We start from the raw sequence: 21209 nt of genomic DNA, 5'->3' as shown, positions 1-21209 counted from the left end.
GGTTCCTCGTGAACGGCGGCGGCAGCTTTAGCCGAGAGCGGGACGCGCGCAACCCGCCCGCCTCCGGAAAGCGGCGCGGGAAACAAGCCTTGCGATCGGGGTCGGATGTGGCACTTTCCACATCATGGCCCCCCGCAGCACACAGGCCCTGGGCAAAGCCGCGCGTCACGCGGCGATCCTGGAGGCGCTTTCGACCGACCCGACGGTGCGCATCAGCACCCTGGCCGACCAGTTCAATGTCTCAACCGAGACGGTGCGGCGCGACATCGAGGAATTGTCGGCGCGCGGCATGGTGCGGCGGACCTATGGCGGCGCCGTGGCCTCCCACCCCGCCAGCCAGCCGCGCCTGTCGGAGCGCGAGCAGGTGATGGTGGCCGAGCGCGCGCGCATCGGCCGCGCCGCGGCGGAGCTGGTGGAGGAGGGGGCGGTGGTGATGCTGGATGCCGGCAGCACCACGACGCAGTTCGCCCGTGCCCTGGCGGCGCGCGGCCTGCGCGCCACGCTGCTGACCAACAGCCTGGATGCCGCCCTGGCCGCCGGCGCCTGCGAGGCGCTGCGCGTGCTGGTGGCGCCGGGCGAGCTGAGCGCGGTGGAGCGCGGCCTCTACGGGCCGGAGACGGCGGCCTTCCTGCGCCGCTTCACGGTGGACATGGCGGTGATCGGCGCCTCCGGCCTGACGGAGGAAGGCCCCTCCGAGGCGGAAAGCCGCGCCGCCTGGGTCAAGCGCGCCATGCTGGAGCGCGCGCCGCGCCGGGTGCTGCTGGTGGATTCCTCGAAATTCGGCCGCCCCTTCCTGGAGCAGGTCTGCCCGCCGGAGCAGGTGACGGACCTGGTGACCGAGGCGCACCCGCCGGTGCCGCTGGCCGCCGCGCTGGGGCGGGGCGGGCTTCGCCTGACGGTTGCAACAGAGGTGTAAAAAATCCTGTTTGACCTGCCACACTCTCAAGTGGCAAGTACAACATGTATATGACACAAGACACGGCCATGCCCCGCCCGCTTGCCACCGCCCCCACCGCGCAGCTCGCGCGGCTGCGCTGGGTGCTGACCGATATCGATGACACGCTGACCCTCGACGGCCGCCTGCCCGCCGCCGCCTATGCGGCGCTGGAGGCGCTGGAGGCGGCGGGCATCGCCGTCATCCCCGTCACCGGCCGGCCGGCCGGCTGGTGCGATGCCATCGCCCGCCACTGGCCCGTCACCGCCGTGGTGGGGGAGAATGGCGCGCTGTGGTACGCGCTGGACCGCGGCGCGCGGCGGATGCTGCGCTGGCAGGCCCAGCCGGAGGCGGAGCGCCTGGCCAACCGCGCCCGGCTGATGGAGCTGGCCCGTGCCGCGCTGGCGGCCGTGCCGGGCAGCGCCATCGCCGCCGACCAGCCTTTCCGCCTCTTCGATGTCGCCATCGACTTCGCCGAGGATGCCGGGCCGCTCGGCCTCGACGCGGCGGAGCGCATCGCCGCCGTCTTCCGCGCCGGCGGGGCGGAGGCCAAGGTCTCCTCCATCCACGTCAATGCCTGGATCGGGTCGTGGGACAAGCGCGCGGGCATCGAGGCGCTGTTCGCCGCGCGCTTCGGCGGCTTCGCCGCGCAGCGCGGGCTGGTGGCCTTCACCGGCGACAGCGCCAATGACGCGCCGCTCTTCGGCGCCGTCGCCTGCTCCGTGGGGGTGGCCAATGTCGCCCCCTTCCTGGCCGGGATGGCGACGCCGCCGGCCTATATCACCCGCGCCGAGGGCGGCGCGGGCTTCGCCGAATTCGCCGACGCGCTGCTGAAGGCGCGCGGCACCGTGGAGGGTAACGCCGCATGAAACACGCCATGGCCCATGGCCTTCTGGCCAGCACCGCGCTCGTCCTGTCGCTGGGCTTCGCCGCTGCCCCAGCCTCCGCGCAGCAGGGCGCGGCCTGCGCCTTCCGCGGCGCGCTCGACGAGGCCTATTGCGACGCCAACCGCGACATGGTGGCCGATGCCCCGGCCGACCCGGCGAAGCTGCGCGACCCCTCCACCATCGTCTTCACCTATACCCCGGTGGAGGACCCGGCCCTCTACGCCAGCCAGTTCCGCCCCTTCCTCGATTATCTGGGCCAGTGCACCGGCAAGCGCGCGGTGTATTTCCAGGTGACCTCGAACGCCGCGCAGGTGGAGGCGATGCGCTCCGGCCGGCTGCATGTGGCGGGCTTCTCCACCGGCCCCACGGCCTTCGCCGTCAACCTCGCCGGCGCCGTGCCCTTCGCCGTGAAGGGCAATGCGGAGGGGTATGAGAGCTACAAGGTCGTCATGATCGTGCGGGCGGACAGCCCCTACCGGACGCTGGCCGACCTGCGCGGCAAGCGGGTGGCGCATACCTCGGCCACCTCCAACTCCGGCAACCTCGCGCCGCGCGCCTTCTTCCCCGGCCTCGGCCTGACGCCGGAGAAGGACTATCAGGTGGTCTATTCCGGCGGGCATGACCGCAGCGTGATGGGCGTCAATGCCGGCGACTATGATGCCGCGCCCGTGGCCTCCGATGTGTGGACGCGCATGGTCGCGCGCGGCCAGGTGAAGCGGGAGAATTTCCGCGTGCTGTGGGAGAGCGAGCCCTTCCCCACCAGCGGCTTCGCCCTGGCGCATGACCTGAAGCCGGAACTGGCGGCGAAGATCCGCCAATGCTTCCTCGACTACCGCTTCCCGGAGGCGATGGCGAAGGATCTCGGCGGCAATGACCGCTTCTGGCCCGCCACCTATGCCGAGCAGTGGGCGCCGGTGCGCGCCGTGGCCGATGCGGTGAACGCGCCCTATAACCGCGCCGCCTTCGATGCCGAGGCGCGCAAGGAGCTGGAGGCCGAGGCCCGCAAGCGCGCCCAGGCGCAGCAGCCCGCCGCCCCCACCCATGTCGCCCCCACCGCGCCCGCGGGCGCGGCGCCGGCGCGCTGACGGTCCCGCCATGTCCGCTGCAATGTCTGCCCCGCTGAGCACCGCCACCCCCGCCATGGCCACCACCCCGACCACCTCCGGCACCGCGCTGGAGATTCGCAACCTCGTCAAGGAATACGCCCCCGGCAAGCCGGTGCTGAAGGGCGTCAGCCTCGCCGTGCCGGCCGAGGGGATCACCGCCATCATCGGCCCCTCGGGCACCGGAAAGTCGACGCTGATCCGCTGCATCAACCGGCTGGTGGAGCCGACGCGCGGCGAGATCCTGCTGCATGGCACGGAACTCACCGCGCTGCGCGGGCGGGAATTGCGGCTGGCGCGGCGGCGCATCGGCATGGTCTTCCAGGAATACAACCTGGTCGAGCGGCTGACGGTGATGGAGAATGTGCTGAGCGGCCGGCTCGGCTATGTGCCGCTGTGGCGCGCCTGGCTGCGCCAGTATCCGGAGGCGGATATCGAGCGCGCCTTCATGCTGCTGGATGCCGTCGGCCTGCCCGAGCACGCGACGCGGCGCGCCGATGCGCTCTCCGGTGGCCAGCGCCAGCGCGTGGGCATCGCCCGCGCGCTGATGCAGCGCCCCGAGATCCTGCTGGCCGATGAGCCGACCTCCTCGCTCGACCCGCGCACGGCGGTCGAGGTGCTGGAGCTGCTGACGAAGCTGACGGCGGCCGAGGGCGTGCCCGTCATCATCAACATCCACAATGTCGATCTGGCGAAGCGCTATGCGCGGCGCATCATCGGCATGTCCGGCGGCCATGTGATCTTCGACGGCCCGCCGGAGGAGCTGGAGACGCACCACCTGCGCGCCATCTATGGCGGCGAGGACTGGCTGTGAGCGCCACCACCTCCCCCGCCCCGCGCCGGCTGGCCTTCGCGCCCAACTGGCCGCTGCGGCTCGCGCTGCTGGCGCTGGCCCTCTACACCGCCTGGGCCTCCACCCGGCTCGGGCTGAGCTGGGAGCGCGTGGCGCATGGCATGGGCGAGGGCGCGCGGCTGCTCGGCCGCATGGTGCCGCCCAATTTCGCCCGCTGGGAACTGCTGGTCGAGGGCCTGCTGGAGAGCCTGCAGATCGCCGTGCTGGCCTCGGCCATCGGCATCGGGCTGTCGCTGCCGCTCGGCGTTCTGGCGGCGCGCAACCTGGCGCCGTGGTGGATCTCCGGCCCCGTGCGCGGCGTCATCGCGCTGTGCCGCTCGCTGCACTATGTCATCGTCGCCATCCTCTTCGTGAAGGCGATCGGCTTCGGCGCGCTGGCGGGCACGGCGGCGCTGGTCGTCGCCTCGGTCGGCTTCATCGCCAAGCTCTTCGCCGAGGCCATCGAGGAAATCTCGATGAAGCAGGTGGAGGCGATCCGCGCGACGGGCGCGGGGGTGATGAAGGTGCTGGCCTATGCGGTGCTGCCGCAGGTGGCCTCGCGCTTCATCGGCTTCTGCCTCTACCAGCTGGACAGCAACCTGCGGAATTCCACGCTGGTCGGCATCGTCGGCGCGGGCGGCATCGGCGGCACGCTGTTCGCGGCCTTCAAGCGCTTCGACTATGACTTCGTGGCGGCCATCCTGCTCGCCATCATCGCCCTCATCTTCCTGGCCGAGATCCTCTCGGGCCGCGTCCGGGCCGCCCTGCGATGAACAGCATGACACAAGACCCCGTGGCCCCGCTGCGGCGCGAATGGGTGCGCTTCAGCCCGGCGCAGCGCATCGCGCGCTGGCTGGTGTGGCTGGCCTGCGTCGCCGCCGTGCTCTGGGCGCTGCGCAGCATCGACATCATCCCCGAATTCCTGGCCGATGCGCCGCAGCAGATGGGCGACATGCTGGTGCGCATGTGGCCGCCCGACATCGCGCATTACTACCCGGCGGTGCATGAGGCGCTGATCGAGACGCTGCATATCGCGACGCTCGGCACGGTGTTCTGCTTCGCCCTGGCGGTGCCGCTGGCGCTGCTGGCGGCGCGCAACATCTGCACCATCCGGCCGCTGAACACGCTGGCGCAGCTTGGCCTCGTCGCCTCGCGCTCGGTCAATTCGCTGGTCTGGGCGCTGCTCTTCGTCGCCATCTTCGGCCCTGGCGCGGCGGCGGGCGTCTTCGCCATCGCTTTCCGCTCGGTGGGCTTCGTCGGCAAGCTGCTGGCCGAGGCGCTGGAGGAGACGAACCAGGGCCCGCGCGAGGCGCTGCGCGCCGCCGGCGCCTCCTGGGGGGCGGAGATGCTGAAGGGCGTCTGGCCGCAGGTGCAGCCGGCCTTCTGGGGCATCGCGCTGTTCCGCTGGGACATCAATGTGCGCGAGAGCGCCGTGCTCGGCCTCGTCGGTGCCGGAGGCATCGGCCTCGTGCTCGACGACGCCATCAATTTCTTCCAGTGGGAGCGCGTGGCCACCGTCCTGCTCGCCATCCTCGTGGTGGTGGTGCTGGCGGAACTCGTCGTCACCCGCATCAGGGCGAGGCTGATCTGAATGCCGCAGGACATGGTCGATCTCCTGGTGATCGGCGGCGGCGCCAATGGCGCCGGCATCGCGCGTGACGCGGCGGGGCGGGGCCTTTCGGTCCTCCTCGCCGAGCGCGGCGACCTCGGGGGGGCGACCTCCTCCTCCTCCTCCAAGCTGATTCATGGCGGGCTGCGCTACCTGGAGCATTACGAGTTCCGGCTGGTGCGGGAGGCGCTGGCGGAGCGCGAGGTGCTGCTGCGCCTGGCCCCGCACATCATCTGGCCGATGCGCTTCGTGCTGCCGCACGCGCCGGAGATGCGGCCGCGCTGGATGCTGCGCGCCGGCCTCTTCCTCTATGACCACCTGGCCAAGCGGGTGACGCTGCCGGCAAGCGAGGCGCTGGATTTCAGCCGCCATCCCTGGGGCGCGCCGCTGGGGCCGCAGGCGCGGCACGGCTTCGCCTATTCGGATGCCTGGGTCGAGGATGCGCGGCTGGTGGTGCTGAATGCGCGCGATGCCGCGGCGCGCGGCGCCGATGTGCGGGTGCGCACCCGCTTCACCGCCGCCACCCGCCATGCCGATGGCTGGAGCGTGACGCTGGCCGGCGAGGATGGGCGGAGCGAGGTGGTGCGGGCGCGCGCCATCGCCAATGCCGCCGGCCCCTGGGTGATGCAGGCGCTGGAGGGCACCGGCGTCGCCGCGCCGGACCGCGTGCGGCTGGTGCGCGGCAGCCACATCATCGTCCCCGCGCTCTATGAGGGGCCGCAGGCCTATATCCTGCAGAATGACGACCGGCGCGTCGTTTTCGTCATCCCCTATGAGGGCCGCTTCACGCTGATCGGCACCACCGACGTGCCGCACGACCCCGCCTCCGGCCCGCCGCACTGCACGCCGGAGGAGGCGGAGTATCTCTGCCGCGCCGTCTCCCGCCAGTTCCGCCGCCCCGTGGTGCCGCAGGACATCGTGTGGAGCTATTCCGGCGTCCGCCCGCTGCATGATGACGGCGCTGAGAATCCCTCCGCCGTCACGCGCGACTATGTGCTGAAGATGGACCGCCAGGGGGCGCCGCTGCTCTCGGTCTTTGGCGGCAAGATCACCACCTATCGCCGCCTGGCGGAGGATGCGGCGGGGCAGATCTGCGCCGCGCTCGGCCATGCGGGCCAGCCCTGGACGGACCGCGCCGCGCTGCCCGGCGGTGACCTGGGCGGCCTGACGGCGGAGGCTTTCCTGGCCGAGGCCGCGCGGCGCTACGGCTTCCTCGACGGCGAGACTTTGCGCCGCCTGTTCCACTGCTATGGCGGGGAGCTGGAGGCGGTGCTGGGCCCGGCGCGGCACGCCGCCGATCTGGGCCGCGATCTTGGCGGTGGCATCACCGAGCGTGAGCTGGACTGGATGATCCGCCACGAATGGGTGCGCGAGCCCGAGGATGCGCTGTGGCGCCGCACGAAGCGCGGCCTGCACATGGATGCCGCGGGGCGCGAGGCTTTCGCCGAGGCTTTCCCCCGCCTCGCCCGGGCCGCCTGATTTTTTTCTGTGGGCGTCGCGCTTCTGCCCGAAAGCGCGGCGCCACACAGAAAAAAGTTTTTTGGTTCTTTTTTCCAAAAAAGAACCTCTCTTACTGTCTCCTTGCGCTGAAGCGGTCCTTCCACGCCGGCTGCGCCCCCGCCCATGGCAGGGCAGTGGCCTCATAGACCGCGCGCCCGATGGCCCGCGCCAGGACCAGGGCCGCCAGATGCCCGATCTCCGTCAGGTTCCCGCCCTCCTTCTCCCCCGTCGCCGCCGCGAAGAGGGTATCCCCGTCATTCGGCGCATGGGCGGGGAAGATGGCGCGGGCCAGCCCGTCATCGGCCATGCGGGCGAGGCGGTTGACCTGCGGCTTGGCCAGCACCGCATCAGTGACGACGAGCCCGATGGTGGTGGCCGTGCCGCGCCCGCCCTTCACGCGCAGGGCGCGGTCCGCCGCCGTGATGCGGGCGGGCCAGCCGAGGCCGCCGAATTCATCGCCTTCCTCGAAGGGCGCGGCCCAGAAATGCGGCCCCTCGCCGATCAGCGGCGAGCCCACGGCATTGACGGCGACGAGGGCGGCGACGCGGTGGCCGGTGCTGGCCGTGGCGCTGGCGGAGCCGAGGCCGCCTTTCACCGTGGCGGTGGTCGCGCCGGTGCCGGCCCCGACACTGCCCAGGGCGAAGGCCCCGGGCCGCGCCGCGCAGGCCGCGGCGTAGCCCAGATCCCGGTAGGGGCTGAAGCGCCCCCAATCCTTGTTCCCGCCATTGGCGAGGTCGAAGAGGATGGCCTGGGGCGCCAGCGGCACGGCCCGGCCGCCGAAGATCTGGCCGCGCCCGGCCTCGCGCAGCATGGCCTGAACGCCGCCGGCGGCATCGAGGCCGAAGGTGGAGCCGCCGGAGAGCACGATGGCGTCCACCGCCTGCACCGTGGCGGCGGGGTGGAGCAGGTCGGTATCCCGCCCGCCCGGGGCGCCGCCGCCCAGATGGAGGGCTGCCACCGCCGGCCGGTCGAAGAGGATGGCGGTGACGCCGGAGCCCAGGACGAGGTCGGTCGCGTGGCCCACGGCGAGGCCGGCGATATCGGTGAGCAGGTTGAGCGGTGCGGTCATCCGGCCATGATGCCCGGTGCCGCGTTGCTGTCCAGCCGCCCGCGCGGTTCGGCCGGAGGGGAGCGCGGGGCCATTTTCACGCTCGCGCATCGGGAATAACGATTTTTTGCGACGTTATTCTTGATTTCCGCGCTGCGCTGTGGTGGTATTCTTCCATCACGGGCGGATGGCCGCCCCGCGGAGATTTGAGATGCAGCTTGCACCGCGTCACGAAACGCTAAAGCGCCGGTTCTCCTCCTGCCCGATGGCGGCCGGGAAGGCCCTGCGAATGTGGTGTTGTCCGCGCTGAACGCCGGACAGCCCTTCATCCCCAGCTTTTCCAGATGGTCGCAGCCCCTCCACGCGAGGGGATAGGAGAATTCCCATGATCGCATCCCGTCCTGTTGATATCGGTGGCCGCTTCGTCGGCGTGGCCGTCTCCAGCCAGAGCGGCTGGTTCTTCAAGGCCATCGACCCGGTGGTCGATGATATCGATGGCGCCAGCTTCACCTCCCCCGCCGAGGCCGCGCGCGTCGCCCGCCTGGTGGTGGAGCGCGCGCAGGACTGGAAGCCAGCCCACGCGGCCTGAGCCGCCGCCGCGTTCCACGGCACGAATCCATGGACGACCCAGGGGCCGGCGCGCATCATGGATGCACGCCGGTCCTCGACTGTTCTTGCCTTCAAGGAAAGCTCATGCTTCGCAGAGACCTGCTGCGCCTTGCCACGGGCGTGGCACTGGCCCCGCTCGCCGCCCCCGCCGTGCATGCCCAGGGCGGCACCTGGCCCAACCGGCCGATCCGCCTGATCGTGCCCTACACCCCCGGTGCCGCGACCGACGCCATGGCGCGCCTCGCCGCGCAGAAGATCCAGGAACAGCTCGGCGTCACCGTCATCGTCGAGAACCGCAGCGGCGCCAATGGCACCATCGGCGGGCAGGCCGTGCTGCAGGCGCCGGCGGATGGCTACACGCTGATGGGCTCCGCCTCCATCCACCCGATGGCGCGGCACGTGATGAAGATCGTGCCCTATGACCCGGTGGGGGATTTCCTGCCCATCGCCCGCACGGCGCGCGGCCCCTGCGTGCTGGTGCAGGACAAGCGCCTGCCGCAGGCCACCCTGGCCGAGACCATCGCGGCGGCGAAGGCGGCGCCGGGCAAGTGGTCCTTCGCCACCTCCTCGCTCGGCTCGGCCGGGCATCTCGCCTCGATCGAGTTCAACCGGCAGGCGGGGACGGATATCGAGGTGGTGCCCTATCGCGGCTCCGCCCCGGCGCTGACGGATGTGGCGGCGGGCAATGTGCAGCTGATGTTCGACCCGGTGCTGGCGACGCTGCCGATGATCCGTGGCGGGCAGCTGCGCGGCCTCGGCATCGCCACGCCGGAGCGCACCGCCCTGGCGCCGGAATTGCCCACCCTCTCCGAAGAGGGGCTGCCCGGCTTCACCTTCTATTCCTGGTACGGCATCTGGGCCCCGCGCGGCATCCCGGCCGAGATCGCGGCCCGCCTCAACGAGGCCGTCACGCGCGGCCTGCATGAGCCGGAGACGGTGCAGCGCCTCGCCGGCCAGGGCTTCGAACCGGTGCGAGAGAGCATCCCCGAGGTCGAGGCGCTGATCCACCGCGAGGTGGAGCAGAACGCCGCCCTGCTGCGGCTGGCCAAGTTCGAGCCGCAATAACACCCCCCCGCCTTCAGGATAATGACGACATGACCGTGCAGGCCACCGCGCCCATCGACCCCGCCGACCATGAGGGCGTGCAGGCGTGGTTCCGTGAGCTTTCCGAGCATGTGCAGGCCGTGGACTTTGCCGCCGCCCGCCATCTCTTCGCCGAGGACTTCCTGGCCTTCGGCACCTTCTCCGATTTCGTCTATGGCCGTGACAAGGCCGAGGCCAACCAGTGGCGCAAGGTGTGGCCGACCATCGACGGCTTCGTCTGGCGGCTGGAGGATGTGAAGGCCCTCGTCTCGCCCGACCGGCTCTTCGCCGTCGGGCTGGCCATCTGGGATTCGACCGGATACCTGCCCGATGGTGCGGCCTTCGACCGGCGCGGGCGGGCCACCGTCTCCTTCGCGCGCGAGGCGGTGGGCGCGCCCTGGATCGCGACGCACACGCATATGTCGCTGTTCCGGGGCACGCCGGATGTCTCGCACGGCAACAAGCCGTCGAAGACCTGATTAAATCAAGAATCTTCTTTTTCTGAAGAAAAAGAAGCAAAAAGACTTTTCCAGTCCGGCGTCCCGCCTCAGGTCAGAAGCGGGACGCCAAATGAAAAAGTTTTTTGGTTCTTTTTTACAAAAAAGAACTCTTCTTCTTATCCTTCAAACGCGGCCTTCAAGGCTGCCGCGACCTCGCGCCGGGCCGCATTGGCCTTGGAGAGCAGCGCCGTCTGGCCGATGAAGCCATGCGGCACGCCTTCATAGACCGTCAGGCTGTGCCGGGCGCCGATGTCGCGCAGGCGGCGGGCGAGGTCCAGCGTGTCATCCAGCAGCGGGTCCAGCGCCGCGGCCTGGAGCAGCAGCGGCGGCAGGCCCTGGAGGTCGGCCAGCAGCGGCGCGGCGGCCGGGTTCTGCCGCAGCGACGCCTCCGGCAGGTATTGCGACCAGAACCATTCCAGCTTCGCCGTGGACAGGCCGAAGCGCCCATCCCCGCGCTCGCGGTGGGAGGGCGTGTCGCTCCGGGCGGAGAACATGCCATAGACCAGCACGCCGAGCGCCGGCAGCGCCTCCCCGGCGGCGCGCAGATGCAGCAGCGCGCTCAGGGCGAGGTTGCCGCCGGCGGAATCGCCACCCACGGCGAGGCGCGTGCCCTCCACCATGCCATTCCCCCCCGGCGCCGCGCGCAGCCAGCGCAGCGCCGCCAGCACCTGGTGCAGCGCGGTGGGAAAGGGGTGCTCCGGCGCCAGGGCATAGTCCAGCCCGACGACGAGGAAGCCCGTCTCATCCGCCAGTTCGCGCTTCCAGCGGTCGAGGCTCTCCAGGCTGCCGACCGCCATGCCGCCGCCATGGATGTGCAGATAGGCCGGCAGCGGCCCCGGCGGTGCCGAGCGCGGCCGGTAGAGGCGCAGCCGCAGCGGCGGCGTGGTGCCGTCCAGGACCAGTTCCGTGGTCTCGGCCATCTCGGGGCCGCCGGCATTGAGGAAGGCCTGGTAGCGAAGGGTGGTCGCGCGCGCCTCGGCGATGGGCTGGGCCAGCACATCGCCATTGGCGATCCCGGCCTCGCGCAGGCGCGCCTGGGCATCGGTCACTTCGCTGTCAGGCAGCAGGGGGGCAAGGGCCATCGGATCTCTCCCGGTGGTGGTTGCGCAGAGAGTGGCGCCGATCAGCCGCCGGGGAAAGGCGCGTCCCAGGGAAAAGGCTCGCGCAGCCGCGCCGCCAGATGCTCGATCAGCGTGCGGGTCTTGAGCGGCAGGGCCGGGGTGGGGGGATAGACCAGCTGGATGATATCCGGCTCCGGCGCCCAGCCGGGCAGGGTGATTTCCCGCAAGGCCCCGGCGCGCAGCGGCGCATCCACCAGGAAGCGCGGCAGGACGACGAGGCCGATGCCGGCGCGCGCCGCTTCCAGCAGCGCCTCGCCATTATTGGCCGTCAGCCGGCCGCGCAGCACGAGGGAGCGCGCCGCGCCGCCGCCCTCGGGCAGGAAGCGCCAGAGATGCCCCGCCGCCGCATTGGCATAGCCGAGGCAGGAATGGGCCGGCAGCGCCTCCAGCCGCTCCGGCAGGCCATGGCGGGCGGCGTAATCCGGGCTGCAGCACAGGGCGCGGCGGCTGAGGCCGAGGCGGCGCGAGCGCAGGGTGGAATCGCCCAGCCGGCCGATCCGCAGCCCCAGGTCATAGCCACCACCGACCAGATCCACATGGCGGTCATCGAGATCGAGCGTCACCTCGATATCGGGGTAGTCGCGCATGAAGCCGGCAATCAGCGGCCCCAGGTGGCGGGTGCCGAAGCTGAGCGGCGCGGCCAGCCGCAACTGCCCGGACAGGGCGCCGGAGCGCGCCATCACCTCATCCGCCACGGTGTCGAGCTGCGCCAGCAGGCCGCGGGCGCGGGCGGCGAGCAGCAGCCCGGCCTCGGTGGGCGTCACGGCGCGGGCGGCGCGGTTGAGCAGGCGGGTGCCGAGCTGCGCCTCCAGCTGCGCCACGCGCTTGCTGACGACGGACTTGGCCAGGGCCATGCGCTTGGCCGCGAGGGTGACGCTGCCGCTGTCCACCACCTGGAGGAAGGCGGCGAGCGCCTCGATATCCGGCCGCATCGTTCGTGATCCGCGAACAGAGAGTTTCCGAAGCCACGCTTGCCGGAAACCATCGCCGGGCGCAACTCTCCGCCGCACACGCCCCGCAGCGGCAGGAGACACGAGATGAGCAAGATCCTGGTCCTCTATTACTCGACCTATGGCCATATCGAGGCGATGGCCCAGGCGGTGGCCGAAGGCGCGCGCGCCGTGCCGGGCACCGAGGTGGTGATCAAGCGCGTGCCGGAGACGGCGCCGGAGGAGGTGGCCAAGGCCGCCCATTTCAAGCTCGACCAGGCGGCGCCGGTCGCCACGGTGGCCGAGCTGGCGGAGTATGACGCCATCCTCTTCGGCACGCCGACGCGCTTTGGCCGCATGGCCTCGCAGATGGCGGCCTTCCTCGACCAGGCCGGCGGGCTGTGGTTCCAGGACAAGCTGGTGGGCAAGGTCGGCTCGGTCTTCACCTCCACCGCCTCGCAGCATGGCGGGCAGGAGACGACGATCATCTCCACCCTGGTCAACCTGCTGCATTTCGGCATGACGGTGGTGGGGCTGCCCTATACGGAGAAGCGCCAGCTCGACAACAGCGCGGTGAATGGCGGCTCGCCCTATGGCGCCACCACCATCGCCAATGGCGATGGCTCCCGCATGCCGTCCGAGGCGGAGCTGGGCATGGCGCAGAGCCAGGGCCGCCACGTGGCCGAGGTGACCGCCGCCCTGCTGCGCGGCCGCGCCTGAGTGCCTGCGGCGGGGGAGGCCCCTCCCCCGCCGGTTTCCTTCTTTCCTGGCAGGGCCTTCCCATGCAGTTGCACGGCATCCACCACCTGACCGCGGTCTCGGCCGATGCGCGCGGCAATCATGACTTCTACACCCGCGTGCTCGGCATGCGGCTGGTGAAGAAGACGGTCAACCAGGACGATACCAGCGCCTACCACCTCTTCTATGCCGATGGCGAGGCGAGCCCGGGCAGCGACCTCACCTTCTTCGACTGGCCGGTGGAGCGCGAGCGGCGCGGCACGCACAGCATCACCCGCACGGCGCTGCGCGTGGCCGGGGAGGCGGCGCTGCGCTGGTGGGCGGAGCACCTGCCGCGCCACGGCGTCACCCCCGGCGCCATCGCCGAGGTGGATGGCCGGCTGGAACTGCCCTTCGAGGACCCGGAGGGCCAGCGCCTCGCCCTGGTCGATGATGGCGGGGCGGGGGAGGCGCATCCCTGGCCGCGCAGCCCCATTCCGGCGGCGATGCAGATCCGCGGCCTTGGCCCCATCACCATCAGCGTGCCGGATCTGCGGCGGACGGAGGCCTTCCTCACCCGCGTCTTCCACATGCGCCCGGCGCGGCGCTACGAGAGCGGCGGGGCGGCGGTGCAGGTTTTCGCCATGGGCGAGGGCGGGCCGGCGGCGGAGCTGCATGTCCGCGTCGAGCCGCACCTGCCCCCCGCGCGCCCCGGTGCCGGTGGCGTCCACCACGTCGCCTTCCGCGTGCGCGATGAGGAATATGCCTATTGGGTGGAGCGCTTCCAGGAACTCGGCCTGCATTCCAGCGGGCCGGTGGACCGCTTCTATTTCCGCAGCCTCTATGTGCGTGAACCGGGCGGCATTCTCTGCGAGATCGCGACCGACGGCCCGGGCTTCGATGCCGATGAGCCGAAGGAGGCGCTGGGCGAGCGCCTCGCCCTGCCGCCCTTCCTGGAGCCGCAGCGGGCCGCCATCGAGCGCGGGCTGAAGCCGCTCTGAGGCCAGGGGAGACCCACACATGGGTTTCCAAAGGCCTCAGGCCTTTGGTGGGGAGAGTTTGAGAGGGGCGAAGCCCCTCTCAACGCCGCTGAACGCGCTCATGGCCAGACCGGGGCGCCCTCCAGCCCGGCGGTCTCCGGCAGGCCACAGAGCAGGTTCGCATTCTGCACCGCCTGGCCGGCCGCCCCCTTCCCCAGATTATCGACCACGCCCATCGCGATCACCAGATCGCGCTCCGGGTCGGCGGCGTAGCTGACAAAGGCGAGGTTCGAGCCGGTGGCCCATTTGGTCTGGGGCGGTTTCTCGGTCACCCGGACGAAGGCCCGCCCGGCATAGAAGCGCCGCGCCGCGTCCAGGCAGGCGCCCGTGGTCGCGCGGCCACGCGCATAGATCGTGGTGAGGATACCGCGGGTCATCGGCACCAGATGCGGCGTGAAGACAAGGCCGGCCGCGCTGCCGCCACTCAACTGCTCGATCGTCCGCGCCATCTCGGGCATGTGGACGTGCTGGAGCGGGCTATAGGGCACCAGATTCTCGTTGCTCTCCGCATAGCCAAACCGGCTGTCGGCGCCACCCCGGCCGGCGCCGGAAATGCCGGTCTTGGCATCGATCACGATGCCGCCGGGTTCGATCAGCCCGTTGGCCAGCAGCGGCGCCAGCGCGGTCAGCGCCGCCGCCGGGAAGCAGCCGGGATTGGCCACGCGCGTCTGGCCGCTGATCCGGGCCGGCCAGATATCGGCGAGGCCATAGGCCCACCCCTCAGCGTAGCGGTGGTCGCCGCCGATATCGACGATCCTGATGTCCTGGGGGATGCGCGCCAGCGCCCCGGCCGAGGCGCCCGTGGGCAGCGATGCGAAGAGCACGTCGAGCTTGGGCAGGGCGGCGGGATCCCACTTCTCGATCACCAGCCCGGCCAGCTTGGCCGGCACGCCGGGGAAGCGCTCCTCCAGCCGGCTGCCGGCGCTGCCCTCGCCCGCGGCATAGATGAGTTCGAAAGACGGATGGCCGGCGATCAGGCGCATCGCCTCGCCGCCGCCAAAACCACTGATACCGACAATGCCGACGCGGATGGTCATGGGTGTGTCCCTGATGCTTGGAAGACGGGCAAAGAAAAACCCCCGGAGCCAGGGGCTGCGGGGGTTGGGGAAAGCGGGCCGGGGCCGCCTCGGGGATCGCCGCCTAGGGGGCGGCTCTCACCTGGGAGGGGCCTGTCTGCACGCAGCCGCGCAAGCCGCCGCTGAGAAGCAGCGACGGCGTCGGTTCGCGGTGCGGAGGCGGAAAGCAGACATCGCCATGATGCTAGGGATCCGCCGGAGCCTGCGTCAACCCGGGTTTTCCGCGGCCTTCCCACACCGCGGAGGTCATGCCCGCATCCCGGGCGCCTCCCGGCCCTACAGCGCCGCCTTCAGCGCCCCGGCGGGGGGCGGGGCGCTGGGCCGCGTCTCCGGCAGGGCCAGCCAGGCCAGCAGGCTGCAGCCCAGCCCGATCACCCCGAGCAGGGCGAAGGCCACCGCGCTGCCCATCCAGCCGGTGACCAGCCCGGCCAGCGTCGTGCTGAGCGTCCCGCCCAGCCCCACCGCCAGCCCGAACACCCCCAGGCAGAGATTGAAGCGGTTGCTGCCGCGCGTCAGATCCGCCGCCATCAGCGGCAGCATGACCCCGAGCGTGGCGGCGGAAAGCCCGTCCAGCGCCTGCACCAGCACCAGGGCCCAGGGCTGGTTCACCTGCTGGTTCACCAGGGCCAGCAGCAGCCCGCGCAGCGGCAGGGCCAGGAACCCCAGCACCAGCACCGCGCGGCGGCCATGCCGCTCCGCCATGCGCCCCACCCAGGGCGAGATCCCGGCCACCACCAGCTGCGGCAGCACGAGGCAGGCGGCGATGATGAGATTCGCCTCCTCCCCCGCCACGCGGGTGACGGCGGCGGCGGCCAGCGGCAGCATCGCCGCGTTGGAGAGGGTGAAGAGGAAGCAGCAGGCGGCGAAAACCAGAATGCCCCGGCTGCGCAGCAGGCGCCGCAGCCCGCCCCCCTCCTGGCGCGGGGCGCCGCTGGCGCCGGTGCGCGCCGTCAGATCCTCCGGCCGGATGGCGGCGAGGGCGAGCAGGCTCGGCACCGCCAGCAGCGCGGTGAGCCAGAAGACGGCGGCCGGCGCCACATAGGTGCCCACCAGCCCCATCACCCCGGCGGCGATGGCCCCCCCCAGCGCGGCGAAGCGCGCATTGCGCCCGAGCCGCTCCCCCAGCGCCACGCGCCCGACCAGCGCCAGGCTGAGGGCGGCGATGCAGGGCGTCAGCACGCAGCTGGCGAAGCCATGCAGCACCTCCGCCAGCAGCACCGGCAGGGGGTAGGGAAACAGCGCCAGCAAGAGGGCCGAGAGCGCAATGGCCAGCAGCGCCACGAAGGCCGCCCGCCGCTTGTGCCGCAGCGCATCGACCAGCGCGCCCGCCGGCACCTGGCTGATCATCGCCGTCAGCGTGCCCAGGCTGAGGGCGAAGCCGATCTGCACCTCCGTCCAGGCCTGGGTGGTGAGATAGACGGCCACGAAAGGCCCGAACCCCGTCTGCACATCGGCGACGAAGAAATTCAGGGCATCGAGGCCGCGATGGCTGCGCCGCGAGGCCATGCCGTCAATCCGCCGCCCCGGCCACCGGCCGGGCGGAGGGAGGCAGGGCGAGGATGATGTCCTCCCCCTCGCGGTATTCGGGGAAATTCTTCAGCTGGTCGCGGGTGAGGCCGAGGCGGATGCCCTCGCCCGAGAAGGTCAGCGCCGGCCAGGCCACGGCGATGCGCCGCCGCCCGACACCGAGGAAACCGCCATAGTCGAGCACCGCCGCGCGTGGCTGGCCGGCTTCGTCCACCAGCAGATTCACCACCTGCGCCACGACGATGCCGGCGGCGTTCTTCACATCCTGCCCCAGCACGCGGAACAGGCCGGCGCGGGGGAGGATCTCCCGCCCCGCCGGGGGCGGGGTGGGGTCGGCCTCGGCCGCCAGGGAGGGCACCGGAGAGGGCACCGGGGAAGCCGCCTCGGGGGTCTGAGGCGCCTGGGCCAGGGCCGCCGGCGCCAGGGCCAGCAGCAGGCAGAGCAGTCGTAACATCGCGTTTCCTTCCCTACGGCCGGCCGGAGACACCGGACGCCCCAGGCTGCCGGTTCACGGCTCTAACGGCACGGAACAGCCTGGGTTGGCTCAGGGAATACGGCAAAGGTGAAGGAAAGATGGAAGGGCACCCTGGCCGCAGAAACGCCCTTCGCTGCAATTCCTTCTTTTTCTGAAGAAAAAGAAGCAAAAAGACTTTTTCCAGGCTGCCGCCGTCTCCCGGCACGGCGGGACGCTCAACTGAAAAAAGTTTTTTGGTTCTTTTTTACAAAAAAGAACCCTTCTCCCCCCGCGGCGGGCGGCGTGGCGGGGGCGGCGCCGGGCTGCGCCGGGGCCGCGGCGGGCGACTCGGCCCGGGGCGGCACGCCGGGCAGCGGCGGCATGCCGGCTTCGCGCGCCGTCTGCTCCAGCCGGGGCGGCAGGGGCGGCACGGCATCCACGCTGCGCTCGCCCGAGCCGCTCCACTGGTACCACGCGGCATAGGCGCCGACGGCCAGCACGGCACCGAGCAGGATCACCGCCCCGGCGGGCACGCCACGGTCCGGCACCGGCTCGGGGAAGACGAGGTCCTTGCCGCGCGCGGCGGCGCCGGCGCCCTCGCGGAAGCGGCGGACGAGGTCGGGCGCGTCCAGCCCCATGGACTGGGCATAGCTGCGGACAAAGCCGGTGCCATAGGCGACGCCGGGCAGGTCGCGCACCCGGCCTTCCTCCAGCGCGGCGAGGTAGCGGCGGTTGATGCGCAGCTGGTCCGCCAGATCCTCCAGGCTCACGCCGAGGGAAAGGCGGGCTTCGCGCAGTTCCTCGCCCACCCGCGCGGCCTCGGCGGGCTGGCTATCGGTCCGGGGAAGGCGTTTGAGGTCGTAGGGCACGCGGGAAACACCTATCGCGCCGCGCCGCGCGCGGCAAACCGAATTACGGTGATGGGGCGCGGCGCCGGGCGGGCGCCCCCTCCGGGCGGGCCGCCCGGCGGAAGCACAGGCCGCCGGGCCCCGCGTCAGGCGCCCGCGCGGCGGGCCAGCAGGGCCGCCCGGGCCTGGTCCAGCAGCTCGGCGATGATCTCGGCCGCCGGCTGCTCCTTCGTCACCATGCCGACGCTCTGCCCGGCCATGAGGCTGCCCTGCTCGACATCGCCATCGACCACGGCGCGGCGCAGGGCGCCGGCCCAGAAATGCTCGATCTCCAGCTGCGCGGCGTCCTTGGCCAGCTCGCCCGACTTGAAGCGGCGGATGATCTCCGCCTGATGCTCCAGGAAGCGGCGGGTGCCCTCATTCTGCAGGGCGCGCACCGGGATGACCGGGAAATTCTCGTCGAGCTGCACCGTGGGCAGGGCGTCGCGCGCCGCGCCGCGGATGAAGGCCCGCTTGAAGTTGGGGTGCGCCACGCATTCGGTGGCGCAGACGAAGCGGGTGCCGAGCTGCACGCCGGCCGCGCCCATCTCCAGATAGGAGAGGATGGCCTCGCCACGCCCGATGCCGCCCGCCACGAAAACCGGCACATCCCGGATATGCGGCAGGATTTCCTGGGCGAGCACGGTCAGGCTGACGGGGCCGATATGGCCGCCGGCCTCGCTGCCCTCGATCACCAGCGCATCGGCGCCGGAGCGCACCAGCTTCTTCGCCAGCGCCAAAGCAGGGGCGAAGCAGATCACCTTCGCCCCGCCTTCCTTGGCCGCCTTGATGGCGGGGCCGGGCGGGATGCCGCCGGCGAAGACGATATGGCCGACCTTGGCCTCCAGGCAGACCTGCACCAGCTCCATCAGCCGGGGATGCATGGTGATCAGGTTCACGCCGAAGGGCTTCTGCGTCAGCGCCTGGGTGGCGGCGATCTCCTCGGCCAGCCGCTCCGGCATCATCGCCCCGCAGGCGATGACGCCGAAGGCGCCGGCATTGGACAGGGCCGCCACCAGGTTGCGCTCGCTGACCCAGCTCATGGCGCCGCCGAGGATGGCGTGGCGCGTGCCCAGGAAGGCGGCACCCCTGGCCATCAGCGCATCCAGCGCGGCGGCGGGGTCGAGGCCGGGGGGCATGGTCAGGTCAACGGGCGCGTCCATGGCTCAGCCTTCCGCGTCCAGGCCGTAGGCGGTGTGCAGGGCACGCACCGCCAGCTCGGTATATTCGGCGCCGACCAGCACCGAGGTCTTGATCTCCGAGGTGGAGATGACCTGGATGTTGATGCCCTTCTCCGCCAGGGTCTTGAACATGGTGGCGGCGACACCGGCATGGCTGCGCATGCCAATGCCGACGATGGAGATCTTCGCCACCTCGGGGTCGGCCAGCAGGGTCTCGAAGCCGATGGTGGGGCGGGCCTTCTCCAGCACGTCGCGGGCGCGCGGCAGGTCGGTCTTGCCCACGGTGAAGGTCATGTCCGTGGTGCCGTCGGCGCCCAGGTTCTGGACGATCATGTCCACATTGACATTCGCGGCCGAAAGCGGCCCGAACACCTCGGCGGCGATGCCGGGCTTGTCCGGCACCCGGCGCAGCGTCACCTTCGCCTCGTCGCGGGAATAGGCGACGCCCGTCACCAGCGGCTGTTCCACGATCTCATCCTCATCCACGACCATCGAGCCCGGCTTGTCCTCGAAGGACGACAGCACCTGGACCCGCACACGCTGCTTCATCGCGAGTTCCACCGACCGGGTCTGCAGCACCTTGGCGCCGACCGAGGCCAGTTCCAGCATCTCCTCGAAGGCCACCGCCTGCAGCTTGCGCGCCTTGGGCACAATGCGCGGGTCGGTGGTGTAGATGCCGTCCACATCCGTATAAATATCGCAACGGTCCGCCTTCACCGCGGCGGCCAGCGCCACCGCCGAGAGGTCGGAGCCGCCCCGGCCCAGCGTGGTGACGCGGTTGTCCGGGCCGATGCCCTGGAAGCCCGCCACCACCGGCACCTGGCCGGCCTTCATGCGCTCGATCAGCGCCTCGCCCCGGATCTCCTCGACACGGGCCTTGCCATGCGCGCCATCGGTGAGGATGGGCACCTGCCAGCCCTGCCAGGACCGTGCCTCGACGCCGATGGTCTGCAGCGCGATGGCCAGCAGGCCGATCGTCACCTGCTCGCCGGTTGCCACCACGGTATCGTATTCGCGCGCGTCATGCAGCGGCGAAAGGTCCTGGCACCACTTCACCAGCTGGTTGGTGACGCCGGACATGGCGGAGACCACCACGGCCACCTCATGCCCCGCATCGACTTCCCGTTTCACCCGGTTGGCGACGTTGCGGATACGGTCCAGATCGGCGACGGACGTGCCGCCGAACTTCATCACGATGCGTGCCATGCGGGCTCTGAAGGATCGGGGTCCGAGGAATAAGCCGGTCCGCGGTTGCGGCCGGCGCGGGGGTGGGACAGATAACGGCGAGCGCGCGGCGCCGCAACCGGCTTCACGCTGCCGCCAGACCAGAGAGGCCCGCATGACCGCCGAGACCACCGCCCTGCCCGGCGAGATCGCCAAGTTCGACGCCCTGGCGGCGCAGTGGTGGGACCCGCAGGGGCCCATGGCCCCGCTGCACCGCATGAACCCGCTGCGCTGCGGCTGGATCGCCAGCCGCCTCGCCGCCGCCGAGGGGCGCATGGGCCAGTCCCTCCAGGGGCTGCGCGTGCTGGATGTGGGCTGCGGCGCCGGGCTGGCGAGCGAGGGCCTGGCCCGCCTCGGCGCCCGCGTCACCGGCCTCGACGCCGCCGGCACCGCGCTGGAGGCCGCCCGCGCCCATGCCGCCGCCGGCGGGCTGGAGATCGATTACCGCCAGGGCACGCCGGAGGACCTCGCCGCCGCCGGGGAGCGCTTCGACGCCGTGGTGGCGCTGGAGGTGATCGAGCACGTCACCGACCGCGCCGCCTTCCTCGCCGCCCTCGCCGCCGTGGTGAAGCCGGGGGGGATGGTGTTCCTCTCCACCCTCAACCGGACGGCGCGCTCCTTCCTCTTCGCCAAGCTCGGGGCCGAATACCTGCTGCGGCTGCTGCCGCGCGGGACGCATGACTGGAAGATGTTCGTCACCCCGGCCGAGCTGGGGGCGGAGGCCCGGCGCGCCGGGCTGCGCGTCACCGACATCGCCGGGATGAGCGCCCGCGCGGGCGGGCGGGAATGGCGGGAAAGCCGCGATGTCGCCGTGAACTATATCGTCGCGGCGCGGCGGGACTGAGGCGCCGTCAGAACAACAAGCCAAAACAATAAAAAGTCCGGGGGGGGGGGCCCGCCCCCCCCCGGGGGGGGGGGGGGCCCCCCCAAAACACACACTGGACCCCC

At 71.3% G+C, this 21209-nt stretch carries 22 protein-coding genes; 13 read left to right on the top strand and 9 right to left on the bottom strand.

All coding sequences use genetic code 11. The features are described from left to right. The first annotated feature begins 124 nt into the window (after positions 1 to 124). The 7 genes from NON00_RS06475 to glpD all read left to right on the top strand — a co-directional run bounded on the left by NON00_RS06475 (position 125) and on the right by glpD (position 6844). On the top strand, positions 125 to 916 hold the full coding sequence (locus NON00_RS06475; protein WP_256018708.1) for a DeoR/GlpR family DNA-binding transcription regulator: 792 nt from the start codon (positions 125 to 127) through the stop codon (positions 914 to 916). A 68-nt stretch (positions 917 to 984) separates the two neighbouring features. Beyond that, positions 985 to 1803, top strand: a complete 819-nt coding sequence (locus tag NON00_RS06470) for an HAD family hydrolase (protein WP_256018706.1) — start codon at positions 985 to 987, stop codon at positions 1801 to 1803. 8 nt (positions 1804 to 1811) lie between these two features. After that, the gene (phnD, locus tag NON00_RS06465) at positions 1812 to 2906 is read left to right on the top strand and encodes a phosphate/phosphite/phosphonate ABC transporter substrate-binding protein (RefSeq protein ID WP_256018704.1); all 1095 of its coding nucleotides are present in this window, start codon (positions 1812 to 1814) and stop codon (positions 2904 to 2906) included. Between the two features lie 22 nt (positions 2907 to 2928). Continuing rightward, complete coding sequence (phnC, locus tag NON00_RS06460) at positions 2929 to 3738, top strand: phosphonate ABC transporter ATP-binding protein (RefSeq protein WP_256018701.1); 810 nt, start codon at positions 2929 to 2931, stop codon at positions 3736 to 3738. Further along, complete coding sequence (phnE, locus tag NON00_RS06455; protein WP_256018698.1) at positions 3735 to 4529, top strand: phosphonate ABC transporter, permease protein PhnE; 795 nt, start codon at positions 3735 to 3737, stop codon at positions 4527 to 4529. The genes phnC and phnE (NON00_RS06455) overlap by 4 nt, the downstream gene beginning before the upstream one ends. Before the next feature lie 5 nt (positions 4530 to 4534). After that, entirely contained in the window at positions 4535 to 5347 is an 813-nt protein-coding gene (phnE, locus tag NON00_RS06450) for a phosphonate ABC transporter, permease protein PhnE (protein ID WP_256018696.1), read from the top strand. Beyond that, positions 5348 to 6844: a glycerol-3-phosphate dehydrogenase gene (gene glpD / locus NON00_RS06445; RefSeq protein ID WP_256018694.1), complete on the top strand. Its 1497-nt coding sequence runs from the start codon at positions 5348 to 5350 to the stop codon at positions 6842 to 6844. It abuts the gene before it with no gap. Between the two features lie 91 nt (positions 6845 to 6935). On the opposite strand, the gene NON00_RS06440 is transcribed toward glpD, so the two are convergent. Continuing rightward, positions 6936 to 7934, bottom strand: a complete 999-nt coding sequence (locus NON00_RS06440; RefSeq protein ID WP_256018693.1) for a P1 family peptidase — start codon at positions 7932 to 7934, stop codon at positions 6936 to 6938. 364 nt (positions 7935 to 8298) lie between these two features. Here NON00_RS06440 and NON00_RS06435 point away from each other — a divergent pair, with 364 nt between their 5' ends. The 3 genes from NON00_RS06435 to NON00_RS06425 all read left to right on the top strand — a co-directional run bounded on the left by NON00_RS06435 (position 8299) and on the right by NON00_RS06425 (position 10084). Further along, positions 8299 to 8502 (top strand): hypothetical protein, encoded by a 204-nt coding sequence (locus tag NON00_RS06435; protein ID WP_256018692.1) that lies wholly within the window; start codon positions 8299 to 8301, stop codon positions 8500 to 8502. 104 nt (positions 8503 to 8606) lie between these two features. Beyond that, positions 8607 to 9587, top strand: coding sequence for a tripartite tricarboxylate transporter substrate binding protein (locus NON00_RS06430; RefSeq protein ID WP_256018691.1), 981 nt, complete (start codon positions 8607 to 8609; stop codon positions 9585 to 9587). A 29-nt stretch (positions 9588 to 9616) separates the two neighbouring features. Next, positions 9617 to 10084 (top strand): nuclear transport factor 2 family protein, encoded by a 468-nt coding sequence (locus NON00_RS06425; protein ID WP_256018690.1) that lies wholly within the window; start codon positions 9617 to 9619, stop codon positions 10082 to 10084. 137 nt (positions 10085 to 10221) lie between these two features. Here NON00_RS06425 and NON00_RS06420 read toward each other — a convergent pair whose 3' ends face one another. Both NON00_RS06420 and NON00_RS06415 read right to left on the bottom strand, forming a co-directional pair. Then, the gene (locus NON00_RS06420) at positions 10222 to 11187 is read right to left on the bottom strand and encodes an alpha/beta hydrolase fold domain-containing protein (RefSeq protein WP_256018689.1); all 966 of its coding nucleotides are present in this window, start codon (positions 11185 to 11187) and stop codon (positions 10222 to 10224) included. A 41-nt stretch (positions 11188 to 11228) separates the two neighbouring features. Beyond that, positions 11229 to 12158 carry a LysR family transcriptional regulator gene (locus NON00_RS06415; RefSeq protein ID WP_256018688.1) on the bottom strand — a complete coding sequence of 310 codons (930 nt, stop codon included), beginning with the start codon at positions 12156 to 12158 and terminating at the stop codon, positions 11229 to 11231. Positions 12159 to 12263: 105 nt separating this feature from the next. Here NON00_RS06415 and wrbA point away from each other — a divergent pair, with 105 nt between their 5' ends. Together wrbA and NON00_RS06405 are read left to right on the top strand one after the other, a co-directional pair. Further along, positions 12264 to 12875, top strand: a complete 612-nt coding sequence (wrbA, locus tag NON00_RS06410) for an NAD(P)H:quinone oxidoreductase (protein WP_256018687.1) — start codon at positions 12264 to 12266, stop codon at positions 12873 to 12875. Positions 12876 to 12937: 62 nt separating this feature from the next. Beyond that, entirely contained in the window at positions 12938 to 13873 is a 936-nt protein-coding gene (locus NON00_RS06405) for a ring-cleaving dioxygenase (protein ID WP_256018685.1), read from the top strand. Positions 13874 to 13971: 98 nt separating this feature from the next. On the opposite strand, the gene argC is transcribed toward NON00_RS06405, so the two are convergent. From argC to NON00_RS06375, 6 genes are all read right to left on the bottom strand, one after another. Then, the gene (gene argC / locus NON00_RS06400; protein ID WP_256018683.1) at positions 13972 to 14949 is read right to left on the bottom strand and encodes an N-acetyl-gamma-glutamyl-phosphate reductase; all 978 of its coding nucleotides are present in this window, start codon (positions 14947 to 14949) and stop codon (positions 13972 to 13974) included. Positions 14950 to 15264: 315 nt separating this feature from the next. Continuing rightward, on the bottom strand, positions 15265 to 16494 hold the full coding sequence (locus tag NON00_RS06395; protein WP_256018680.1) for an MFS transporter: 1230 nt from the start codon (positions 16492 to 16494) through the stop codon (positions 15265 to 15267). Between the two features lie 4 nt (positions 16495 to 16498). After that, the gene (locus NON00_RS06390) at positions 16499 to 16969 is read right to left on the bottom strand and encodes a PRC-barrel domain-containing protein (RefSeq protein WP_256018679.1); all 471 of its coding nucleotides are present in this window, start codon (positions 16967 to 16969) and stop codon (positions 16499 to 16501) included. A gap of 236 nt (positions 16970 to 17205) precedes the next feature. After that, on the bottom strand, positions 17206 to 17838 hold the full coding sequence (locus NON00_RS06385) for a helix-turn-helix domain-containing protein (RefSeq protein ID WP_256018678.1): 633 nt from the start codon (positions 17836 to 17838) through the stop codon (positions 17206 to 17208). Positions 17839 to 17963: 125 nt separating this feature from the next. After that, entirely contained in the window at positions 17964 to 19019 is a 1056-nt protein-coding gene (locus NON00_RS06380) for an NAD(P)H-dependent flavin oxidoreductase (RefSeq protein ID WP_370688681.1), read from the bottom strand. 3 nt (positions 19020 to 19022) lie between these two features. After that, positions 19023 to 20243 carry an aspartate kinase gene (locus tag NON00_RS06375; protein ID WP_256018677.1) on the bottom strand — a complete coding sequence of 407 codons (1221 nt, stop codon included), beginning with the start codon at positions 20241 to 20243 and terminating at the stop codon, positions 19023 to 19025. Positions 20244 to 20376: 133 nt separating this feature from the next. On the opposite strand from NON00_RS06375, the gene ubiG reads away from it, so the two are divergent. Further along, entirely contained in the window at positions 20377 to 21105 is a 729-nt protein-coding gene (gene ubiG, locus NON00_RS06370; protein WP_256018674.1) for a bifunctional 2-polyprenyl-6-hydroxyphenol methylase/3-demethylubiquinol 3-O-methyltransferase UbiG, read from the top strand. The last annotated feature ends 104 nt before the right edge of the window (positions 21106 to 21209 follow it).

The organism is Roseomonas sp. GC11 (assembly GCF_024437745.1).
Classification (GTDB): Bacteria; Pseudomonadota; Alphaproteobacteria; order Acetobacterales; family Acetobacteraceae; genus Pseudoroseomonas.
Note: the sequence above shows the minus strand (reverse complement) of the source record. Positions and strands in the feature narration are given on the sequence as shown.

Bases quoted from the DNA above. Each gene is read 5' to 3' on its own strand.
- NON00_RS06475 (WP_256018708.1), top strand. From the start codon at position 125: ATGGCCCCCCGCAGCACACAGGCCCTGGGCAAAGCCGCGCGTCACGCG.
- NON00_RS06470 (WP_256018706.1), top strand. From the start codon at position 985: ATGCCCCGCCCGCTTGCCACCGCCCCCACCGCGCAGCTCGCGCGGCTG.
- phnD (WP_256018704.1), top strand. From the start codon at position 1,812: ATGGCCCATGGCCTTCTGGCCAGCACCGCGCTCGTCCTGTCGCTGGGC.
- phnC (WP_256018701.1), top strand. From the start codon at position 2,929: ATGTCTGCCCCGCTGAGCACCGCCACCCCCGCCATGGCCACCACCCCG.
- phnE (WP_256018696.1), top strand. From the start codon at position 4,535: ATGACACAAGACCCCGTGGCCCCGCTGCGGCGCGAATGGGTGCGCTTC.
- glpD (WP_256018694.1), top strand. From the start codon at position 5,348: ATGCCGCAGGACATGGTCGATCTCCTGGTGATCGGCGGCGGCGCCAAT.
- NON00_RS06440 (WP_256018693.1), bottom strand. From the start codon at position 7,934: ATGACCGCACCGCTCAACCTGCTCACCGATATCGCCGGCCTCGCCGTG.
- NON00_RS06435 (WP_256018692.1), top strand. From the start codon at position 8,299: ATGATCGCATCCCGTCCTGTTGATATCGGTGGCCGCTTCGTCGGCGTG.
- NON00_RS06430 (WP_256018691.1), top strand. From the start codon at position 8,607: ATGCTTCGCAGAGACCTGCTGCGCCTTGCCACGGGCGTGGCACTGGCC.
- NON00_RS06425 (WP_256018690.1), top strand. From the start codon at position 9,617: ATGACCGTGCAGGCCACCGCGCCCATCGACCCCGCCGACCATGAGGGC.
- NON00_RS06420 (WP_256018689.1), bottom strand. From the start codon at position 11,187: ATGGCCCTTGCCCCCCTGCTGCCTGACAGCGAAGTGACCGATGCCCAG.
- NON00_RS06415 (WP_256018688.1), bottom strand. From the start codon at position 12,158: ATGCGGCCGGATATCGAGGCGCTCGCCGCCTTCCTCCAGGTGGTGGAC.
- wrbA (WP_256018687.1), top strand. From the start codon at position 12,264: ATGAGCAAGATCCTGGTCCTCTATTACTCGACCTATGGCCATATCGAG.
- NON00_RS06405 (WP_256018685.1), top strand. From the start codon at position 12,938: ATGCAGTTGCACGGCATCCACCACCTGACCGCGGTCTCGGCCGATGCG.
- argC (WP_256018683.1), bottom strand. From the start codon at position 14,949: ATGACCATCCGCGTCGGCATTGTCGGTATCAGTGGTTTTGGCGGCGGC.
- NON00_RS06395 (WP_256018680.1), bottom strand. From the start codon at position 16,494: ATGGCCTCGCGGCGCAGCCATCGCGGCCTCGATGCCCTGAATTTCTTC.
- NON00_RS06390 (WP_256018679.1), bottom strand. From the start codon at position 16,969: ATGTTACGACTGCTCTGCCTGCTGCTGGCCCTGGCGCCGGCGGCCCTG.
- NON00_RS06380 (WP_370688681.1), bottom strand. From the start codon at position 19,019: ATGGACGCGCCCGTTGACCTGACCATGCCCCCCGGCCTCGACCCCGCC.
- NON00_RS06375 (WP_256018677.1), bottom strand. From the start codon at position 20,243: ATGGCACGCATCGTGATGAAGTTCGGCGGCACGTCCGTCGCCGATCTG.
- ubiG (WP_256018674.1), top strand. From the start codon at position 20,377: ATGACCGCCGAGACCACCGCCCTGCCCGGCGAGATCGCCAAGTTCGAC.